At 69.0% G+C, this 18,749-nt stretch carries 19 protein-coding genes; 9 read left to right on the top strand and 10 right to left on the bottom strand.

The features are described from left to right. Positions 1 to 40 precede the first annotated feature (40 nt). From fxsT to NFU81_RS33415, 4 genes are all read left to right on the top strand, one after another. On the top strand, positions 41 to 2,464 hold the full coding sequence (gene fxsT, locus NFU81_RS33430; protein WP_308208346.1) for an FxSxx-COOH system tetratricopeptide repeat protein: 2,424 nt from the start codon (positions 41 to 43) through the stop codon (positions 2,462 to 2,464). A 456-nt stretch (positions 2,465 to 2,920) separates the two neighbouring features. Next, positions 2,921 to 3,178, top strand: coding sequence for a type II toxin-antitoxin system Phd/YefM family antitoxin (locus NFU81_RS33425; protein ID WP_251498682.1), 258 nt, complete (start codon positions 2,921 to 2,923; stop codon positions 3,176 to 3,178). 10 nt (positions 3,179 to 3,188) lie between these two features. Further along, the gene (locus NFU81_RS33420) at positions 3,189 to 3,449 is read left to right on the top strand and encodes a Txe/YoeB family addiction module toxin (protein WP_251498679.1); all 261 of its coding nucleotides are present in this window, start codon (positions 3,189 to 3,191) and stop codon (positions 3,447 to 3,449) included. A 294-nt stretch (positions 3,450 to 3,743) separates the two neighbouring features. Next, positions 3,744 to 4,904, top strand: coding sequence for a pyridoxal phosphate-dependent aminotransferase (locus tag NFU81_RS33415; protein ID WP_251498677.1), 1,161 nt, complete (start codon positions 3,744 to 3,746; stop codon positions 4,902 to 4,904). 227 nt (positions 4,905 to 5,131) lie between these two features. Here NFU81_RS33415 and NFU81_RS41480 read toward each other — a convergent pair whose 3' ends face one another. Beyond that, on the bottom strand, positions 5,132 to 5,365 hold the full coding sequence (locus tag NFU81_RS41480; protein WP_422665353.1) for a DUF4259 domain-containing protein: 234 nt from the start codon (positions 5,363 to 5,365) through the stop codon (positions 5,132 to 5,134). 89 nt (positions 5,366 to 5,454) lie between these two features. On the opposite strand from NFU81_RS41480, the gene NFU81_RS33405 reads away from it, so the two are divergent. After that, positions 5,455 to 5,904: a DUF2199 domain-containing protein gene (locus tag NFU81_RS33405; protein WP_251498779.1), complete on the top strand. Its 450-nt coding sequence runs from the start codon at positions 5,455 to 5,457 to the stop codon at positions 5,902 to 5,904. A 183-nt stretch (positions 5,905 to 6,087) separates the two neighbouring features. Here the strand turns inward: NFU81_RS33405 and NFU81_RS33400 are convergent, their stop codons facing one another. Next, positions 6,088 to 6,624, bottom strand: coding sequence for a hypothetical protein (locus NFU81_RS33400; protein ID WP_251498675.1), 537 nt, complete (start codon positions 6,622 to 6,624; stop codon positions 6,088 to 6,090). Between the two features lie 156 nt (positions 6,625 to 6,780). Between NFU81_RS33400 and NFU81_RS33395 the strand changes: the two genes are divergently transcribed. Further along, entirely contained in the window at positions 6,781 to 7,398 is a 618-nt protein-coding gene (locus tag NFU81_RS33395) for a hypothetical protein (RefSeq protein WP_251498672.1), read from the top strand. A gap of 317 nt (positions 7,399 to 7,715) precedes the next feature. On the opposite strand, the gene NFU81_RS33390 is transcribed toward NFU81_RS33395, so the two are convergent. Then, positions 7,716 to 8,300, bottom strand: coding sequence for a short chain dehydrogenase (locus tag NFU81_RS33390; protein WP_251498669.1), 585 nt, complete (start codon positions 8,298 to 8,300; stop codon positions 7,716 to 7,718). A 392-nt stretch (positions 8,301 to 8,692) separates the two neighbouring features. Here NFU81_RS33390 and NFU81_RS33385 point away from each other — a divergent pair, with 392 nt between their 5' ends. Then, positions 8,693 to 9,832, top strand: coding sequence for an NADAR family protein (locus NFU81_RS33385; RefSeq protein ID WP_422665352.1), 1,140 nt, complete (start codon positions 8,693 to 8,695; stop codon positions 9,830 to 9,832). A 37-nt stretch (positions 9,833 to 9,869) separates the two neighbouring features. On the opposite strand, the gene NFU81_RS40905 is transcribed toward NFU81_RS33385, so the two are convergent. From NFU81_RS40905 to NFU81_RS33355, 6 genes are all read right to left on the bottom strand, one after another. Next, positions 9,870 to 9,995 (bottom strand): hypothetical protein, encoded by a 126-nt coding sequence (locus NFU81_RS40905; RefSeq protein ID WP_274036786.1) that lies wholly within the window; start codon positions 9,993 to 9,995, stop codon positions 9,870 to 9,872. Next, a complete protein-coding gene (locus tag NFU81_RS33380; protein WP_251498664.1) occupies positions 9,992 to 10,258 on the bottom strand; it encodes a hypothetical protein in 267 nt (88 codons plus the stop codon). Before NFU81_RS33380 ends, NFU81_RS40905 begins: the two co-directional genes overlap by 4 nt. A 798-nt stretch (positions 10,259 to 11,056) precedes the next feature. Beyond that, on the bottom strand, positions 11,057 to 12,835 hold the full coding sequence (locus NFU81_RS33370; RefSeq protein ID WP_251498661.1) for a caspase, EACC1-associated type: 1,779 nt from the start codon (positions 12,833 to 12,835) through the stop codon (positions 11,057 to 11,059). Further along, complete coding sequence (locus NFU81_RS33365) at positions 12,832 to 13,218, bottom strand: effector-associated constant component EACC1 (protein ID WP_251498658.1); 387 nt, start codon at positions 13,216 to 13,218, stop codon at positions 12,832 to 12,834. The genes NFU81_RS33370 and NFU81_RS33365 overlap by 4 nt, the downstream gene beginning before the upstream one ends. A gap of 495 nt (positions 13,219 to 13,713) precedes the next feature. After that, positions 13,714 to 15,168: an argininosuccinate synthase gene (gene argG / locus NFU81_RS33360; RefSeq protein WP_251498656.1), complete on the bottom strand. Its 1,455-nt coding sequence runs from the start codon at positions 15,166 to 15,168 to the stop codon at positions 13,714 to 13,716. A gap of 27 nt (positions 15,169 to 15,195) precedes the next feature. Then, positions 15,196 to 15,915 (bottom strand): ScbR family autoregulator-binding transcription factor, encoded by a 720-nt coding sequence (locus NFU81_RS33355; RefSeq protein ID WP_251498653.1) that lies wholly within the window; start codon positions 15,913 to 15,915, stop codon positions 15,196 to 15,198. A gap of 104 nt (positions 15,916 to 16,019) precedes the next feature. Here NFU81_RS33355 and NFU81_RS33350 point away from each other — a divergent pair, with 104 nt between their 5' ends. Both NFU81_RS33350 and NFU81_RS33345 read left to right on the top strand, forming a co-directional pair. After that, positions 16,020 to 16,934: a ScbA/BarX family gamma-butyrolactone biosynthesis protein gene (locus NFU81_RS33350; protein WP_251498650.1), complete on the top strand. Its 915-nt coding sequence runs from the start codon at positions 16,020 to 16,022 to the stop codon at positions 16,932 to 16,934. A 211-nt stretch (positions 16,935 to 17,145) separates the two neighbouring features. After that, on the top strand, positions 17,146 to 17,838 hold the full coding sequence (locus tag NFU81_RS33345) for an HAD family hydrolase (protein ID WP_251498648.1): 693 nt from the start codon (positions 17,146 to 17,148) through the stop codon (positions 17,836 to 17,838). A gap of 9 nt (positions 17,839 to 17,847) precedes the next feature. Here the strand turns inward: NFU81_RS33345 and NFU81_RS33340 are convergent, their stop codons facing one another. Further along, positions 17,848 to 18,627 (bottom strand): vWA domain-containing protein, encoded by a 780-nt coding sequence (locus NFU81_RS33340; protein ID WP_251498646.1) that lies wholly within the window; start codon positions 18,625 to 18,627, stop codon positions 17,848 to 17,850. Between the last annotated feature and the right edge of the window lie 122 nt (positions 18,628 to 18,749).

The raw sequence follows: 18,749 nt of genomic DNA, 5'->3' as shown, positions 1-18,749 counted from the left end.
CGCCTAGCAACCGGCCGGCCGCGCTTCGGGGAGGGCAGGCATGTCGCACGGCACTCGCTGGACACTCGCTGTTGCCGGCTCGGTCGCCGCGTTCGCAATTTTCTGGCCTGTGCTCGACTGGGCGGGGCTGAACGAGGCGGTCGTGCTGGCATGCGCACCGACGGCCGGTGCGACCGTACTCACAGTGGGTGGTTGGTACGCAAGCCGGGAGCAGCCTGCGATGGCCCCGGGGTCCCCTTCTACAGGAGCGACGTCCTCGCTCGTCCTAGGTGCCCTACCGCGTCGTCCCCTTGCTTTCCAGCAACGGCACGCCGCCTCACGCGCTCTGCGGGAGGCGGCGAGTCCCGGTCGGGTCGCCGTCGTGTGTGCCGTCACGGGCGCCCGAGGTGTGGGGAAGACCCAACTGGCCGCCGCATTCGCCCGCGAATGCGTCAAGGCACAGTGGCGGGCCGTGGTGTGGATCGTGGCCGAACGGCCGGGACAGATCGTTTCCGGGCTCGCCGATCTCGCCCACGAGGCCGGCGTACGGGCACCGCTGCAGAACGCGGAACTCGCTGCTGCCGCCGCCCGGCGCTGGTTGGAGGCGTTGCACGAGCCTTCGCTGCTGGTCTTCGACAATGCGGCCGATCCTGACGAGACGGCCCGCTGGCTCCCCCGTACCGGGCGGACCACGGTGATCGTGACCAGTACCCTGCGCTCCTTCTCCCTCCTCGGCACGCCTGTCGAACTCGATGTTTTCACCGAGCGGGAAGCGGTGGACTTCCTCATGGAACGGTCGGGACGCGACGACAGCCAGGGCGCTGCCCAGGTGGCACGGATACTGGACCTGCTACCCCTCGCCTTGGCCCAGGCAGCCTTCGTGATCCGTGCTCAGGGCCTGACGTTCGCCGATTACGAGGAGCGGTTCGTCCGCAATCCCGCCTCCGACGCGCTTCCCCGCGTACCTGGGGGGCACTACCCGCAGGGCGCTGCGACAGCGCTGCTGCTCGCAGTCGGCGATGTCGAGCGTTCAACAGAGGCGGGCCACGCGCGCGCCATCGTCGACCTCATGGCGCTGCTGGCACCCACGGGCGTAGGGCGCGGCGTCCTGCACAGTGTCGCCCCCGGCGACACCGCCGGTATGGACCGCACGCTCGGTAGCCTGACCGACGCGTCACTCGCGTTCTTCGCGGCGGACGGGGCAACAGTACTGATGCACCGGCTGGTCCAGCGGGTGCTGAGGGACAGGCTGGCTGGAGAAGGGCGCCTCGCCGAAGCCGTAGCACAGGCAGCCGGCGTTCTACGTGGCCTCTGCGAAGATCCTGGCGAGCCGGCCCGGCGCGAACTGGCCCCGCACGTCAACAGCCTCTGGGTCTGGGCACAGCCGCTGGGAAACGCAGTCCTCGCCGGCCTGCTCGATCTGCGCAGACACGCGGTCCGCCAGTTAGGCGCGGCCGGTGAACTGGCCAGCGCCAGGGCATTGGGCGAGGAAGTCCTCGACGATCACCTGCGGCTGCTGGATGCAGACGACACCGCCGTCGTCTCAGCACGCGGCACGCTCAGCTCGGTGTACATCACCGCGTCCTACCCGCAGATGTCGGTCCCCTTGATAGAGGACAACCTGGACGTGTGCCGGCGGTCGGCGGGACCAGAAGCTGACGAGACGCTGGAGATGACCAATACGCTCGGTTATCACCTTGAGGCGGCTGGACGCCTGGACGACGCCGTAGGTACTCATACGGTGAATCTGGACGACTGTCTGCGTGTCCTGGGGCCTGACTCGCCAGTCACTCTCCGGACCCAGATCAACCTGGCCAGCTGTTACCGGGCACAGGGCCGTCATAGTGAAGCCCTTGCACTCTTCGAGAAGACCGCGGCGGACAATCTGCGGGTCGAAGGGCCGGAACACCTGTCCACACTCAACGCCTTCGGCGAACTCGCCCGCATGTACGAGCGAGTGGGGAGATACGCGGAATCCCTGGCTCTTCACAACGACAACCTCGCCGGATACCGGAGCCTGCTGGGGACGGACCACGACATCTACTTCTGGTGGCAGCCTTTCCGCTCGCTGGCCCTGCAGGGCGTCGGCCGCCACGCGGAGGCGCTCGACCTCCTCACCACGCTCCTCTCGGCATCCCGGGAGCGATTGGGACTGAGCCATCCTGACACCCTGCGGGTGCAGGTCTTCCTCGCACGCGCCTACGCTTCGGCAGGCCGTTACAGTGCTTCGCGGTCGCTCCTCGCCCAGACCATCGCCGACAGGGCCCGGGTCATCGGCCCCGACCACCCGTGCACCCTCAATGCGCGCCGCAACCTGGGCTGTGTCTGCCTGAAAGCGGGAAGCCGCGCAAGGGCGACGCGCCTACTGGAGTCGGTGGTCAGGGACTACGACCGGGTTCTGGGACCCGAACACCCCTACACGCGCACAGCGAAGCAGAATCTGCTGGCTGCGCGGAGCGGACGGCGATTCGCCGGACGCACGTGAAAACTCCTGCCGCGCCCCCCGAACGGCTTCGGCCGTGACACACATGGCCGGGGGCTCACTCCCTTCCCGATGTCGCCAGACGGGCCTGCAAACGGTGATGAGCATGTGCGCGACAATCAAGGAGGCTGCCGTCCGGCGCCCGGATCGGCGAGGCCGGGATCATCCGGCAGGGCATCCACCTCGCGGCCACGGCGAACCGCGTCTGGGCACGGGCTCCCACGTCACACGATCGCGTAAGGGCCGCCCGGCGGGTGCGCCTGCTCCCCTTCCGGATCGCGTTTCGCTCGGGATTCCCCTTCCCCGGGCCGCGGAGGACTCGGAGGGCGGCGCCAACTCCGGCGATTGCCGACGCGGTCAGCAGATCCGACGGCAGCTCTACGGGCCGGGTCGGCTGCCGTGCCATGGCGCTTACCGGGGACTTCACGTACAATTTCTTGTACAGGAAGGAGGTCGGCTGTGAAAACCATGTCCTATTCCGAGTCGCGCGCGCGGTACGCCGAGGTGCTCGATTCCGTCACCGACGACCGCGAAGAGGTCGTCATCACCCGGGCCGGACACGACCCGGTCGTCATCGTCTCCCTTGAGGACTACGAGTCCCTGAAAGAGACGGCCTACCTGCTGCGGAGTCCGGCGAACGCCCGGCGCCTGCTCGCCTCGATCGACGAGCTGGAAACCGGCGGCGGCACCGTACGCAAGCTGGCGACCGACGAATAAGAGCCGACCGATGAAGATCACCTTCTCCTCCCGTGCATGGGAGGACTACCTGTGGTGGCAGCTTCAGGACCGAAAAACCCTGAAGCGCATCAACACGCTCATCGCCGACATCGCCAGGAACGGCAATGACGGGATCGGCAAGCCGGAACCCCTCAAGCACGGATTCCAGGGCTATTGGTCGCGCCGCATCAACGACGAGCACCGACTGATCTACAAGGCGACCGAGGACAGCGTCCTGATCGCACAGTGCCGCTACCACTACGAGAGCTGACGGGATCCCATCGGATCGAGCGCAGAAACCCTGCTCCGAGCTCTGAGGTCGTCGCCCAGCCGCTGACAGAGCGATCCGGTGCGAGGAGGGGGACCGGCCTCGGCCGGTGCCCCCGCCCGCACCGACTGCCCCTGACGGGCCCGTCATCGACATACGAATGAGCGTGTGAACGCGGAGTGGCCTGGGTCAAGCGTTTTCACCTGCCTATTGGGTGCTTGCCGCGTAGGCCAGCTGCCGCGCATCAGCCAGGATGGACCCCAGGGGATCGGCATCCGGGTTGAGGACGGTGGAGAGATGAGCGGCAGGCCGCTGCTGAACCGCAGGCTGGACGGGCTCGGGACGACGATCTTCGCGGAGATGTCCGCGCTTGCGCTGACGACGGGCGCGATCAACCTCGGCCAGGGCTTCCCGGACACGGACGGGCCGGAGGCGATCCGGGAGGCCGCCGTGCGTGCGCTGCGGGGCGGCCGCGGCAACCAGTACCCGCCGGGGATGGGCGTTCCGGAACTGCGCACGGCGATCGTCGACCACCAGCGGCGCTTTTACGGCTTGAACTTCGACCCCGACACCGAGGTGCTGGTCACCGCGGGCGCCACCGAGGCGATCGCGGCGGCGATGCTCGCGCTGCTCGAACCGGGCGATGAGGTCATCGCGTTCGAGCCCTTCTACGACTCCTACGCGGCGAGCATCGCGATGGCCGGCGGTGTACGCGTCCCGCTGACCCTGCGCGCCCCCGACTTCCGCCCCGACCTCGACGCCCTTCGCGACGCCATCACCCCCCGCACCCGCCTGCTTCTCCTGAACAGCCCGCACAACCCGACCGGCATGGTGCTCACCCGCGACGAGATGACCGCGATTGCCGAGCTGGCTGTGGAGCGCGACCTCATCGTCGTCACCGACGAGGTCTACGAACACCTGGTCTTCGACGGCGGCGAACACATCCCGCTGATCTCGCTGCCCGGCATGCGCGACCGCACGGTCTCCATCTCCTCAGCGGGCAAGACCTTCTCGTTCACGGGTTGGAAGGTTGGCTGGGTTACCGCCTCCGCTCCCCTCCTCGCGGCCGTGCGCACCACGAAGCAGTTCCTCACCTATGTTGCCTCGGGCCCGTTCCAGTACGCCATCGCGGAAGCCCTCAGCCTCCCGGACGCCTACTTCACCGCCTTCCGCGACGACCTCCAGACGAAGCGCGACCTCCTGGCCGACGGCCTCACCGCGGCCGGCTTCGAGGTCTACCGCCCCCAGGGCACGTACTTCATCACGACGGACATCGCAGCCCTCGGCGAGAAGGACGCCCTCGCCTTCTGCCGCTCACTCCCCGAACGCTGCGGAGTGGTCGCCGTCCCCAACTCCGTCTTCTACGACGACCCCGACGCCGGCCGCACCCAGGTCCGCTTCGCCTTCTGCAAGAAACAAGACATCCTCAAGGAAGCAGCAGCCCGCCTCCACGGATAGCAGCTCGCAGCTGTAAAGACAGGCTGGCCTGGGGCCGGCAGAGAGTCGCCCACCCGGTTGCTGAACAGGCACTGCGGCGTGCCAGGGTGCTCGCTTCCCACGTTCGTTGGCGAGCGGGCGGGCCTTGCACTATGCCGTTCACCTGCGTATAAAGCCGGCCGTTGCCCCAGCCCGGCCAACTCCGCGAGAGCGCTCCTCCTGCAGCCTGCCTCGGCGTCCCGGCAGGTTCAAGTGCACGTCACCGTGGCATCGGCGGCGCGTTTGAGGACTCTGCGGACCATAGGCCCTCGCTCTTCCAGGGCTGCCTCGTCCAGGTCGCCGGCGAAGTCGGCGGCGGTGTCGTTGTCGAAGGGGCCTCTGTCCCAGGTGCCCGCGTCATCTCCTCGCGTAGCATTCCGGGAATCCTCGCAGTGGCCACCGACAGCTGAGCCCGGACGGCGCCGGCGCCATACGGCGGCCACCGGAGCCGGGCGGTCGCTAGGCTCCCGCCATGTCTGACGATCTCGGCTTCACATGCTCACGCTGCGGCGACCACCATGCAGAGCCCCCCATGGGCTACTCGACCATGGCTCCCGACGTCTGGGAGCCCCGCTTCGAGAATGACCCGGACAGCATGCTGTCGTCCGACCAGTGCGTGATCAGGGGCCAGCACTTCTTCATCAGGGGCCTGATCGAGATACCCGTGATCGGCAGCGAGGACGTCTTCTCATGGGGCGTGTGGGTCTCCCTGAGCAAGGACAACTTCGCCCGCGCCCTCGAGGTCTGGAACACCGAGGGCCGCGAGACCGAGAAGCCCTACTTCGGCTGGCTCAGCACCGAGCTCGCGCTCTACTCCGAGAGCACCACCGACTTGAAGACCAACGCCCACACGCGACCGGTCGGCAGCCGCCCGTTCATCGAACTGGAGCCCACCGACCACCCCCTCGCCGTCGAGCAGCGCAACGGCATCACGCATGCCCGCGTGCGCGAGATCGCCACGGCTGTACTGCATCCGACGTGATCGCCCGGGGCGACCGGGCTCCCGGAACCTGTCGGATGTCGTTGAGCGTCCGTCGGCCATCACCTCCGGACACGTTCAGGTTGAAGGCTCGATCTCGCTGATGGCACGCGTCAGCTCATCCACCAGCGCCTGGTGCTGTTCCCGTGCGACTCGTTCAGGGTCAAGCCCCGTGAGGGCCATGGGTCAGCTCTCCTCGGTTGCCGGGTCAGGCTCGTCCGAGGCGCCGCGCATGTCGAGGCCGGCACTGACGGCCTGGTGATCGTTGATTCCGACGTGGTGGATGAAAGCCCACGTGTCGAGCTGGTGACAGGCGAAGGCGGGGTCGTATGCCGCAGTGGGCAACTGCGGGACGCGCTTGCGGCCTGTCTCGTCCAGCCGGTACGGCTCCCGGAAAGCCGTGCTCCACTGCCGAAGTACGGGGGTAAAACGCTCGCAGGCTTCGTCGGCGCTGGTCCCAAGGTACGCGGCAATCTGTTCCCAGGAACTTCCTCTTTCGAGTTCGTAGATGACCGCCGCCGCGACGGTTCGTTCCGCCAATTCAACAAGCTGCCGGGCCTGGCTGAGTCGCCCTCCGAGGCCAGTATCGGCGTCTTGGCGCGTGCCTACGAGACCAGCGGCGCTGGTAGCCACGCCCTGGGCTTGGTCGGAGAGCACGAGCCGGGCGAGTCCCTGGCGGGAGTACTTCAGGCGTTCGTCGTCGTAGGGGGTCGACTGGCTCATAGGCACAGCGTTCCATGGCCTCCTGGCCCTTGGGCACCAAGTTTGCGGGGAGTTCGTGCAACTCCAGGGTCCAGGCGCGCTCGCGGACGAGCGGGATTCGACCTGTTGTCGGTCGCCTCCCCTATCGTGCGGGCGACGCATCGTGGAGGGAGCAGGGTGGGATTCTCCGGGGATTTGATCTTTGGCCGCAGTGAGTGCCCGCTGGTGGAAGCGCCGGTTTTCAGCGGCCTCCGTGAGGAGGTTCGGGACGGCATTCATGCATGGTGGCCTCGACCGGGCGGCTGGCAGACACTACAACTCGACTACGGGCTATGGGAGGAAGCCAGCCTTGCCGCGCTGGTCCAGTGGACCGGGGCCGCGGCCTGTTGCGCCTCCGTCTACGACAGCGACACTGCGCTGGTCACAGGGCTGGGGACCGACGGCCGGCAGTGGGATGCCTACCTGCACTTGGAGTTGCTGGCGGCCAGCGAGGCGGGAGACCTCTGGGCGGAAGAGCCTGCGGGCATGGGTGACATGAGCGTATGGGTGACCACACCCGCCTACGCGGCAGCCACCCGACGCAAGCTGGCCGAACTGGACGCGACGGTACCGGCCGATGCGCGGGCTGCTCTGGCCTGGGCGGCCAACGCGGGCTTCCCCGGTAAGGCCGACCCGGCCTCGATCGAGGCCGTTCTGCGCTCCCACGAGGTCTTCGTGGAGGAGTCGTTCACGGCGCTGCTGGACAGGCTGGGGTTCCCTGCCGCAGCAGAGCCTGCTGACCACCTCACGGTCTGACTGATCTCTTCGGGTACGCCCGAGAATTCGAGGCGCGTCGAGCACCGCTGCCCGACCATTCACCCAGAATTCTTCATTCTGTCCGGATGGACACTCCCGCCGTGGATGCCGCTCACCGTTGGCTCGCGGAGGACGGCGTCACGCAGGTTGATAGCGGCGAGCGGGCCGATAGCGAGAACACTGGTCAGCTCCTGGGCGCCAACGAGGTCGCGCTCTCCTGGGCAGGGGCGGGGAACCCGCCAAGGCCAGCTGACACCTACAAGACCCGCCTTGGCGGCCCGCCGCCCGCACGGCGGCGTGCCATCCCCGCCGGGCGGTCACGGACGCATGGTCTGGCCCTGCGCGGTGCCTTCCACAGCCTCCACATACACACGGGCTACCTCGGAGACGGGAGTACCATCGGCCGAGTCCATGCCCATGTTTTCCAGGGTCTCCTTGATCCACCCAGGGCTGATGAGATTGATCCGCAGATTCCGCGGCAGCTCACCAGCCGCGTTGCGGACGAAACCCTCCAGGCCAGTGTTGATGAGCGCCCCCAGCGACCCACCAGTCAGCGGCGCGGCGAAGGTGCCCCCAGTCAGGGTGACAGAGCCACCGTCCCGCAGATGACGCACGGCACGCCGGGCCAGGGCAACCTGCCCCAGGAGCTTGCCCCGCGCTCCGGCCGCGATCTCGTCATCTGACGCGATCACCAAGTCCACCAGCGGGCCGCTGGCAGCACAGCACACCACCGCGTCGAGGTCTGGCAGCTCCTCGAAGAGCGCGTCCAGGGAGGAAGGAACTTCCAGATTCACCTTCACCGGGCCGCTCCGCGAAGCCTTCACGACCTGATGAGAAGCCTCTAACGCGCTGGCGACAGCAGTGCCGACCGTTCCGGTCGCCCCGATCACAAGTACTTTCATGTCACCGATGATCTCAGTGGTGCCACGCCGACATGCTGCCGCCTCGTCCAACTGCCGTCATCTCTCGTGAACAACAACGACCCTCACGATCTCCAACTGCTGCCCGATGCGGCAGACAAACGCTGCTGCTTGAAGTGAACGAAGCCAGGCAATTGGATCTCCCGGCCGACACCGAGTATCTGGGAGAGCTGCGCGCTGTCCTCTCCGCCGGCCACACGAACCACTTCCGCAGTCCACAAGCATGGACCGAGGCCCTGCAAGCCCGTCCGTAGCCGCCATCTCGATCCCTCGACGCTGAGGTCGGTCCACGCCAGGCGGAGGCGAATAGCCGCCTCGTAGCGGTTGATGGGCGTACACGTCTGGAACCGATGGACAGGCGGTAGCGTGCGCCCATGACATGGCGGGGACCGACGTATCGGATGGTGGACGGGGAGCGGATCCACGGGGCCTGGTGCCACGTATGGCAGCGGCAGCGCCTCGAAGCACAGTGGTTCGTGAACGACCTGATCGTCTTCGCCGACGGCGCGATCATGTGCGGGGATCGAACCGACGTGGCCGGCCTGCAGAGGCTGCTGGCATCAGGAACGCTCACGCCGACCAAGCCCGGGGTTCCCACGCTCGCTGCCGAACCGTCGAAGTGGCTTTCACGACACGGCGAACCGCTGACTCCTGAGGGGTTCCTCGCGGAGGTCGCCGACCGGATCGAAGAGCTGAGCGGCCGGTCAACCGCAGGGGAACGCTGCTGGGAGGCTATCCGGCGCTACCAGCAGGGTCCGACGGAACACCATCGCGCCCTGTTGCGGGACGCCTATCTGGCAGTGCCGCCGCACCTGCGCATCTACGTTCTGGGCGACATGGACCGCCAGGATCGTCCCCTGCGGATCCTGCTCACCGACCTCGGCCAACGCGTCGACGGGGACGGTCCTGTGGCGACGGAGGAAATGCACCAGTCAGCCCTGGACTATTTCCATCGTGGGGACGATGGAGTTGCACAGGCACAGGAGCGGCGCGCTGTGCAATATGCGGACGACCCCGACGAGGGCACCGGCCCGGCCGTCACCTTGCACGAGACCGTATTCCCGCGAGGCTGGCCCGAAGAACTGGGGCTGTTCGTCCTGCGCAACGATTTTCCGGCGCCCGTGCAGTTCGCGGGTGAAACCTACCCCTCCGTGCTCCACGGCTACTGGGCACTGTCCGCGGCCGATGCTTCTGATCGTGCGCAGATAGGGGACGCCCCCACCGCCCGGGAGGCACATGACCTGGGGGGACGCGCAAGCCGACGGACGGACTGGCCCAGCGTGCGGCTCGCCGTCATGACCGGCCTGCTGCGCGCGAAGTTCGCCCAGCACATCGAACTTGCCGAGATCCTCGTCTCCACGGGCGACGCCACCATCAGCTATACCGGGTTGTCGGACTCTCCCTTCTGGAGGGATGCCCCGGACAGTCGCGGACGGAACTGGATGGGCCGACTCTTGGAGCTGACCCGATCCGAACTCGTCTCGCAGCAGGCGCTCGCCGAGGGAGACTCTTGAGGACTGCTGAACCTGCCCGAGTCGAATCGTGTGGGCACTACAGCGGGTTCTGGTCGATGCTGATCCGGTCCCAGTCCATGTACCGACCGAGCTTCTTCGGTTCGTCGATGACGACGCCCGAGAACAGGAAACGCAGCACGGCATTGCGACGCTCGTCCGTCATTTCCTCGGCCTCCCAGGCGGCCCGTGCGCCCGCGCCCGTAAGGCCGTCGAGGAGTCCTCCACCTCTTCGGCCACGCCCTCGGAGAGGTTGCTGCTGGCGAGCCGACCGTCCACCCGGAGCTCGCTGAGCAGCTTGACGGCCGCCTCGCTGACGAAGTCCTCAAGCGTCGGCGCCACTATCGCCCGGGAGCACTTCTTCTCGTCGTTCCGTCCCCGGCGATTGCACTGGTACGCAGGACCTGCGCTCTTGGCCGTACCCGACATCAGGGTGCCGCAGCGCCCGCACAGGACCAGGCCGCGTAGGAGGTAGTACCGGTGCCGGGGCTTGCTGAGTGCCTCCTTGTGGGCTGCCGATCGGAACTCACGCCGTGCCCCTGGCCTCGGCCCACACTCCCGCGTCGATGATCGCGGGCCAGGTGCCGGGGCCGGCGTCGGCGGGAACGGGCAACCGACACGTCTGTCCATGCCACAGGCACCGCGCGAAGGCGGAGAACACGGCAGCCGGCCGGTCGGTTGCGTTCACGAATTGGGACTGCCGGTGACCGACACCATTCGCGTCATCCGCGGACTCGGCGGGCGGTCAGGTCGCGGGCGGGTGAAACGGCGCGGCGCGGGTGACGGCTCCGACCGACCGGCCGCGGCACCGATGCGGGCCGACACGTTTGCTTCCGCCCTCTTCCCGGCGATCTGCCCGCTGCGACCGGATGAGCGTGTGACCGAGGCGTGGCCTGGGTAACCGGCTCCCCCGACCTCGTCGCGGCCGTCCGCACGGCGAAGCAGTTCCTGACCTGCGTCGCCTCGGCCCCTTCCAAGCACGCCATCGCCCAGGCCCAGGCCCTCGCCCTCCGCGACACGTACTACACCGGCATCCGCGACAACCTGACGGCCAAGCGCGACCTGCTCGACCGTTCGGAGGCAGGGACCGGAAGTGGCTGCGGCAGCCGGGGGCCGTCACCCGAGTGGGTCCACTCGCGTCCGATCAGCGGCGTCATCGTGCGGGCGCCTGCGCAGGCGCTTCCTCGCGCCAGCGCCCGCGCCCGCGGCCGCGCCCGCGCCCGCGCCTCAGCCGTGCTGGAGCCGTGCCAGGACGCGCGCGCTCTCGCGCTCGACGGCGACCCTGCCGTACTTGCTCACCAGGGCCAGGTAGAAGAGGCCCGGCGCCGTGGGCGACCACAGGTCGGCACGGTCCGGGTGGAAGATGAAACGGGTCACCGGTTCGATCTCGAAGTCGACCAGTTCGTGCCGGTCGTGCTCCCATTTGTCGGACACGCCGCGGGACCGGCGGGCGATGAACTCGTGGGAGGTCACCCCGCGCAACCGCGCGAGGAACAGCGCTCCCCACTGGTGCGTGCCCTTGTCGATGGTCAGCGCCAGCATGCTGAGCCGGTACTCGTCCGCACTGAGTGCCAGCTCCTCGCTGAGTCCGCGACGCGCCACGTCGAAGATGTTCGGAGCCCGCCGGGCCGCGTTGTCCACGACCCGTGACAGCGCCTCGTTGGCCGAGGAGTTCCAGGTGCCGGGATGCGAACCCACCGTCTGGCTGCGCCGCGAGACGATCAGCTTCTCGTCGCGCGTGATCACGGCGACGTTCGTGCCGAAGGAGGAGCCCATGAAGGCGGGCACGTCCATCGGGTCGTACGGGTCGAGGTACCGGCTCCTGGGAGTCGTTCCGTCCGCGAACTGCCGGTCGAGCTGCTGCGTGGCCAGGAAGGTGAAGTAGTCGGAATTCTGCAGCCGGAGATAGATCTCCGGGGCCTCCGTCTCCGCGACCCGCCCGATCGTGACCTGGTCCACCGCGAAATTGAGCCCGTTCCAGAAGTACGGCTTCCCGGCAAGGCGCAGCGACTCCTGCTCGGCCTCGATCTCCGCCCGCCACCGGGCCATCTCCTCCGGGAGTTCGACGTCCTCGTCCATCGTCCGTACGTGGACGGAGTCTTCCGGAATGGCACTCTCGCCGTCGCCCTCGACGACCAGCAGATCGGTGTGCATCGTGCCCCAGGTGAAGGGCTCCCAGGACGCACTGCTCGCGAACGGCGCGAAGGGCTGCCCCCGGCCGCCCGGGACGGTCTGCTCCGGGATCGGCGCGCTTGCCGCCCCGGACAGCGCGCGATTGCGCACCAGGGCCAGCTGGCCGCCGAGTGCGCGGTTGTGCTGGTCGGGCTGCGGAAAGCCCTTGACCACGAGGTTGCGGCTGACCCGCTTGAAGATCGTGTCCATGTCGAGGAGTTCCGACGCACCTTCGATGCCCGAGTCGAGGGTGTGCATCAACTCCCCGGTGAAGGCCGTGTACTCCCCGTCCAACGGGGCGACCGCGAGCCGGGTGGGGGTGGTGGCCGCCCAGACCACGGCCCCGTGCACGCCGGTCGACTCGGGTCCCATCACCACCCCCATCTGCTCGTTGGCGGCGCGGCCGCTGTAGCAGCAGTCGAGGATGATGACCCGGCGGGTGGCCGGCGAGTCCCCCTGCAGCATCGCCGTGCGCACCCACTCGTAGTGGATCGAGTTGTAGCGCACGGCCGACCGCGGCTGGCGGGTGTTCTTCAGCGCGAGATACAGGCCGCCCTCGTCGGAGAAACCGTGCCCGGCGAAATAGAAGATCAGGGCGTCCGTCGCACGTTCTGCAGCGGTCTCCAGGACCGTCATCACCTCGTCCGGGTTCTCCGGGTTCCGGATGACGTGGCAGTTCTCCGGCGGCAGGCCCCAGTAGGCGGGGTCGGTGAGAACCCGGCGCAGACCGTCCAGATTCCGGTCCACGGACTCGATGTCGGGGTGGTACTCGTACTGCGATCCGCCGACGAGGACTACCTGTGAGTGCTGCCCGGAAGGCAGCCGAGAGCTCAACTCGGCTCCTCCGCACCGTCATGCAGCTCACCGGTGGACACCAGCGGCGCTTCCGCGAGACCCGGCTCCAGGGCCGCGCGGACCTCCTCGGGGGTCGCGCCCGCTGCGAGGACCCGGTCCTGCCCGTCCTGCCGGATCGTCCGCGCCCGCCGACTCGACCGGGACGCCTGCCAGGTGGTGAAGGACACGGCCAACCCGGCGATCGCCGCCGCGTCGTTGATGATCACGTTCAGCGCGTCGAGGGCGCCGCCCATCAGTTCCGGCGAGGGCTCGCCCTCGACCAGCCGGATCGTGACCGCCCCGACGAGCTCCGGGTCCTGCTTGAGCCAGCGGTGCAGAGACAGCAGCTCCGCTTCGTCGTCGGGTCCCGCGCCTAAGATCATGAACTCCACGGCATCCCCCACGTATTGGTAAATCCCCTGGATCAAAACAGGATCGGGCCCGTTTCGCAACGGCCGTCCCACCGGCTCGGACCTGATCTCGCGCCGCTTGTGAGGCACCCGCAGCGCGGTCTTCGGTCATGAGCGGACGATCGACGCGACGACCGCGGTGCCCTCGGCCACCCCCTCGGCCACGCCTTCGGCCAACGCACCGTCCGCGAACGGTGACCGGGACGGCGGGCAGCTCGCGGCCACCGGCTCCGGCCCCGCCACCCTCTGGACGGCGGTCGGCGGTCGGCGGTCGGCGGTCGGCGGTCGGCGGTGGCGTCGTGCTCGCCGCCGGTGCCGCGCGGCCCTGGTCGGCGCTCGCCGGCGCGCCTCGGCCCGCCGCGGCTGAGGCAACAGGCGACGGACCCGGTGGAATGCCACCGGGTCCGTCGCCTTCGTCAGCCTCGGGACCACGCGCGACGTGCTCGACGCCGACGCCCTCAGCGCTGATCAGTCCGTGCCGAACTCCATCGCGGCGAGGTCCAGCAGCTCGTCGTCGGGCTCGGCCTCTCCGCGGGAGGCGATGGCCTCGGCGCCGCCCTCCGGCATCTGCGGCATGGTGCCGATCAGCCCGGTCGCGGCTGCCTGCGCGGCGCCGATGGCCGGACCGCCCGCGCCGATCAGGCCGAGCTGGGCGTACTGCTCCAGCTTGGAGCGGGAGTCGGCGATGTCGAGGTTGCGCATGGTGAGCTGGCCGATCCGGTCCACGGGACCGAACGCGGAGTCCTCGGTGCGCTCCATCGACAGCTTGTCCGGGTGGTAGCTGAAGGCAGGGCCGGTGGTGTCGAGGAGGGAGTAGTCCTCACCGCGCCGCAGGCGCAGGGTCACCTCGCCGGTGACGGCCGCGCCGACCCAGCGCTGCAGGGACTCGCGGATCATCAGTGCCTGCGGGTCCAGCCAGCGGCCCTCGTACATCAGCCGGCCCAGGCGCCGTCCCTCGCTGTGGTACTGCGCGACGGTGTCCTCGTTGTGGATGGCGTTGACCAGGCGCTCGTAGGCCGCGTGCAGCAGGGCCATGCCGGGGGCCTCGTAGATGCCGCGGCTCTTCGCCTCGATGATCCGGTTCTCGATCTGGTCCGACATGCCCATGCCGTGACGGCCGCCGATGGCGTTCGCCTCGGTCACCAGGTCGACGGGGAAGGCGAACTCCCTGCCGTTGAGGGTGACGGGACGGCCCTGGTCGAAGCCGATCGTCACGTCCTCCGTGGCGATCTCGACCGACGGGTCCCAGAACCGCACCCCCATGATCGGCTCGACGCTCTCGACGCCGGTGTCAAGGTGCTCCAGCGTCTTGGCCTCGTGCGTGGCGCCCCAGATGTTGGCGTCGGTGGAGTACGCCTTCTCCGTGCTGTCGCGGTAGGGCAGGCCGTGGGCTAGCAGCCACTCCGACATCTCCTTGCGGCCGCCCAGCTCGGTCACGAAGTCCGCGTCCAGCCACGGCTTGTAGATCCGCAGGTGCGGATTGGCGAGCAGGCCGTAGCGGTAGAACCGCTCGATGTCGTTGCCCTTGAAGGTCGAGCCGTCGCCCCAGATCTGGACGTCGTCCTCCAGCATCGCCCGGACCAGGAGCGTGCCGGTGACGGCGCGGCCGAGCGGGGTGGTGTTGAAGTAGGAGCGCCCGCCCGAGCGGATGTGGAACGCCCCGCAGGTGAGCGCGGCCAGACCCTCCTCGACCAGCGCCGCGCGGCAGTCGACCAGGCGCGCGATCTCCGCGCCGTAGGCCTTCGCGCGGCCGGGCACCGAGGCGATGTCGGGCTCGTCGTACTGCCCTATGTCGGCGGTGAAGGTGCAAGGGACGGCGCCCTTGTCACGCATCCACGCGACCGCGACCGAAGTGTCGAGGCCGCCCGAGAAGGCGATGCCGACGCGCTCGCCGACGGGAAGCTGGGTGAGGACCTTGGACATGGAGAGAGTATGCATAGTCCCGCATGCTCATGCAAAGCCCGCGTTCGGAACGGCGCTCGGAACCGTGCTCGGAACCGCGTTCGGACGTGAACCGGTCACCGTGCCCGCCACCGCGTCCGGTGCGGTCGTCTCCGCCAGTGCGCGGGCGAGGAGCCCGGCCGGGTCGGGCTCCGCCTGGAGCGCCGCCAGGAGCAGGGACCACAGCCCGTACAGGTGCTGCTCGATGCACCGGCGCCCGTCCAGGGCGTCCGAGACGGTGTGCAGGCCGAAGAAGGCGCAGACGATGCCGTGCGCCGCCGTCTCAGGAGCGATCCCGGCCGCGAGTGCGCCTTCCGCGCGCGCCTCCTCCAGCAGCCCGGTCACCACCTCGATCCAGCCCACGAAGGGCATGGGGAGGGTCGCGTCGATGGCCTTGTGCTCCATCCACAGCCGCGAGCCGGCCCGGACGACGACATCGTCGCGGAAGGCCCGCGCGACGGTGAAGCTCAGCGCCACCAGCCTTTCGAGGGCAGGCGCCGCGGCCGCCCGGTGCCGGCCGATCATCTCCGGCCAGCTCGCGAAATGCTCCTCCACGACCGCCAGCGCGAGCTTCTCCTTGCTCGCGTAGTGGAAGTAGATGGACCCGCTGGTACGGCCCGAGCGGCTACTGATGTCGCTGATGCTGGTACCCGCATAGCCCCGCTCGTCGAACAGCTGTGCCGCCGCCTCCAGCAGATAGCGCCGTGTCGTCTTCGCTCGTCCCTGCACCGTCACTCCACACACCCGAACCATCACCGACAGTGCGTAAATGTAGTGCTCGCGGGCGGGCGTGACGACATGCGCCCACGGGCCCCATGAGTTCTGCTAGGTGCATGAGCGCCTCCTTCGGCGACGCCCCTCGGTGCAACCGGCCGTTGAGCTGGTCGCGCACGATCGCTCGCGAGATGGTGCACCGCACCTCCCCCGCAGAAGTGCTGCTCACCGACGTACGGCCGCGCAGCGGCGGGGGGTTCGAGGCGGCGGCGTCCTGGCCGAGGTCGCATCCGACGTTCCCGCGCGACGGCGGGAGCCTGCACAGCCCGCTGATCCTCGCGGAGACCCTGCGCCAACTCGGCATCTACATCCCGCTGCGCTACTTCCGCGTCCCCGCGGCGGCGCGACTGATCATCACGGATCTGTTCTTCGAGATCGACCCGGACGCGGAGCCGGCGGCGCGTTCCGGCGCCACCGACATCACCTGCAAGGTGCGCGAACCAGGTGTGCGACGCGACCGGAGCGGGGCCGCCACCGGGCTGCGGCTGGACGTGGACTTCGTGGCGGACGGCATCACGTTCGCGCACGCCGGAGGCGGTGTGCGCGTCCTCGACGAGCAGCGGTACGCGGAGATACGCGGCGGCGCGGGCACCTCCGCGCCGCCGGCCCCGGCGCCCGGACTGACCCGCCCGACGGCGTCGGACCTGGCGGTGCCGAGCCGGCACGACGTGCTCATCGGACGCCGGGGACAAGAGACGGTGCTCTGCCCGGCCGACCCCCGGCACCCGTACTTCTTCGACCATCCGACCGACCACGTGCCGGGCATGGTGCTGCTCGAAGCCGTGCGGCAGGCCGCGGCAGTGGCCAGCCGCGGCACCCTGCTGCGCCCGAGGGCCGGCCGGCTGACCGCTGCGCGTTTCACGGAGTTCGCCCCTCCGGCCCACGTGGTGTGCGTGCCGCACCACCGGACCTGCGTCTTCGGCGTCCTGCAGGGCGGGGCGAGAACCACCTTCGGCGTCCTCGGGTACCGCTAGAAAATCTCACTCCATGTGATGACTTGACTCCACTATGTAGCGGCGCATAGCGTATCGATCGTTACATTTACCGGTGATCGCTCGAAAAGCCACATCTTCTTCGCGTCACCGGTCCCCGCGTCCTCCTGGTGCCGAAACGTTGCCCTTGCCACCCCGTCGCACGGGGCTCCGGCACTGGCGCCGCCAGGGACTCCCGAAGGGACTACCGCGCATGACCTCCCACCGCATCCTCAGCTGGACCCCCGCCGCCATCGTCTTCGACTGCGACGGCACCCTCATGGACACCGAACGCCATTGGGAGCTGGCGCGCGAGCTCACGATCAGGGACTTCGGAATCGGGGTCGGACCGGACTTCGCCCAGCGCACCAAGGGGCTGCACTACACGGAGTGCGGCGCGCTCATGGCCCAGGACGCCGAGCGCCCCGACCTGGGCGAGCAGCTGACCGAACGGCTGCTGAGCCGTTTCCGCACCCTGGCCGCCGAAGCGCCCCGGACGATGCCGGGCGCCCAGGAACTGGTCGTGAACGCGGCGAAGTTCGCACCGCTGGCCGTCGCCAGCAACTGCCCGCTGGAGGTCGTGGAGGAGTCCCTGGCCACCGCTGACCTGCGCCGCTACTTCGACCACATCGTGGTCCCCGGCGGCGCCGTCCGGCCCAAGCCCCACCCGGACATCTACCTCGCCGCGGCCCGCTACTGCGGAGCCCCGGCGGCGGACGCCCTGGCCGTGGAGGACTCGCTCTGCGGAGTCCAGGCCGCGACCCGGGCGGGCCTGCGCGTGCTGGGCGTCGGCCCCTGGCCGGGCGAGGAGACCGCGTCGATGGTCGACCTGTGGGTGGCCGCCCTCGACGAGCCGCGGATCTTCGAGTGGGCGAGCGAGCGCGTGGCCCGCCAGCTGCCCTCCTGACCGGCCCGCTCAGCCCTCTCGGTCCACGATTCCCGCCGCACGGGCCGCGGCCAGCCAGTGCGGGAACTCCTTGAGCAGCCGGTCGTAGAGATCGGCGTCGGAAAGGGAGCGCGGGGCGTCGCCCGCGGCAAGGAACCCCGCGTTGTCGACCACGCGCCGGCCCGGTACGGGCAGGTCGTCGAGCCTGCGCAGGAACCGGAACTCGTCGTCGCCGAAGCCGACGAACTGCCAGAAGATCGGCAGCCGCGCCGCCGTGCACAGGACGTGCTCGGCGGCCGCCCGGGACGTCGGGGAGCCGTCGGTCTGGAAGACGACGAAGGCCGGGTCGGTCGCACCGGACGACTCGTAGTGGTCGATGACGGCCTGCATGGCGACGTGGTAGTTGGTGCGCCCCATGTGTCCCATGGAGTCGTGCAGGGGGTTGATGCGGTCCCGGTACGCGTCGAGGCTGATCTCGGCGGTGCCGTCGATGCCGGTGGAGAAGAACACGACGGGCACGACCCCGTCGTCGTCGAGGTTGGCGGCCAGGGCGAGCGTCTGCTCCGCCAGGTGCTGCACGGACCCGTCGCGGTAGTAGCGGCGCATGCTGCCGGAGCGGTCCAGCACGAGATAGACGGCGGCCCGCCGGCCACTCACCTGGTTCTTGGCCAGGCAGACCGCGGCGGTCTTGACCAGGCTGACGAGACCGGGGGCGCGCTCAGCGACCCGCTCCAGGGCAGCGGCGGAGGCGTCCGGGCCGGGTTCCTTCCGGTAGTCGATCCGCGCGGGCTTGCCGTAGTCGATGGCCATGCGCCGTGATTGTCCTCGGATCGGGCGCCCGTCGCTGGGAAACAGCGCGACGTCCTGGCTGCCGCCCCGGGTGCGGATACGCGAAGAGCCCGGCCCCTCGGGGCCGGGCTCCGGGCGGTGCG

It is taken from the genome of Actinacidiphila cocklensis, assembly GCF_907177275.1.
GTDB lineage: Bacteria > Actinomycetota > Actinomycetes > Streptomycetales > Streptomycetaceae > Actinacidiphila > Actinacidiphila cocklensis.
The sequence above is the reverse complement of the archived record's forward strand: the minus strand, read 5'-3'. Positions and strand labels throughout refer to the sequence as shown.

Excerpts from the sequence above, each read along its gene's own strand:
- NFU81_RS40905 (WP_274036786.1), bottom strand. The coding sequence starts at position 9,995 with ATGACGGACGAGCGTCGCAATGCCGTGCTGCGTTTCCTGTTCTCGGGC.
- NFU81_RS33350 (WP_251498650.1), top strand. The coding sequence starts at position 16,020 with ATGAGCGCCTCCTTCGGCGACGCCCCTCGGTGCAACCGGCCGTTGAGC.
- NFU81_RS33380 (WP_251498664.1), bottom strand. The coding sequence starts at position 10,258 with ATGTCGGGTACGGCCAAGAGCGCAGGTCCTGCGTACCAGTGCAATCGC.
- NFU81_RS33390 (WP_251498669.1), bottom strand. The coding sequence starts at position 8,300 with ATGAAAGTACTTGTGATCGGGGCGACCGGAACGGTCGGCACTGCTGTC.
- NFU81_RS33365 (WP_251498658.1), bottom strand. The coding sequence starts at position 13,218 with ATGATCTTAGGCGCGGGACCCGACGACGAAGCGGAGCTGCTGTCTCTG.
- NFU81_RS33345 (WP_251498648.1), top strand. The coding sequence starts at position 17,146 with ATGACCTCCCACCGCATCCTCAGCTGGACCCCCGCCGCCATCGTCTTC.
- NFU81_RS33405 (WP_251498779.1), top strand. The coding sequence starts at position 5,455 with ATGGGCTACTCGACCATGGCTCCCGACGTCTGGGAGCCCCGCTTCGAG.
- argG (WP_251498656.1), bottom strand. The coding sequence starts at position 15,168 with ATGTCCAAGGTCCTCACCCAGCTTCCCGTCGGCGAGCGCGTCGGCATC.
- NFU81_RS33420 (WP_251498679.1), top strand. The coding sequence starts at position 3,189 with ATGAAGATCACCTTCTCCTCCCGTGCATGGGAGGACTACCTGTGGTGG.
- fxsT (WP_308208346.1), top strand. The coding sequence starts at position 41 with ATGTCGCACGGCACTCGCTGGACACTCGCTGTTGCCGGCTCGGTCGCC.
- NFU81_RS33400 (WP_251498675.1), bottom strand. The coding sequence starts at position 6,624 with ATGAGCCAGTCGACCCCCTACGACGACGAACGCCTGAAGTACTCCCGC.
- NFU81_RS33340 (WP_251498646.1), bottom strand. The coding sequence starts at position 18,627 with ATGGCCATCGACTACGGCAAGCCCGCGCGGATCGACTACCGGAAGGAA.
- NFU81_RS33415 (WP_251498677.1), top strand. The coding sequence starts at position 3,744 with ATGAGCGGCAGGCCGCTGCTGAACCGCAGGCTGGACGGGCTCGGGACG.
- NFU81_RS33385 (WP_422665352.1), top strand. The coding sequence starts at position 8,693 with ATGACATGGCGGGGACCGACGTATCGGATGGTGGACGGGGAGCGGATC.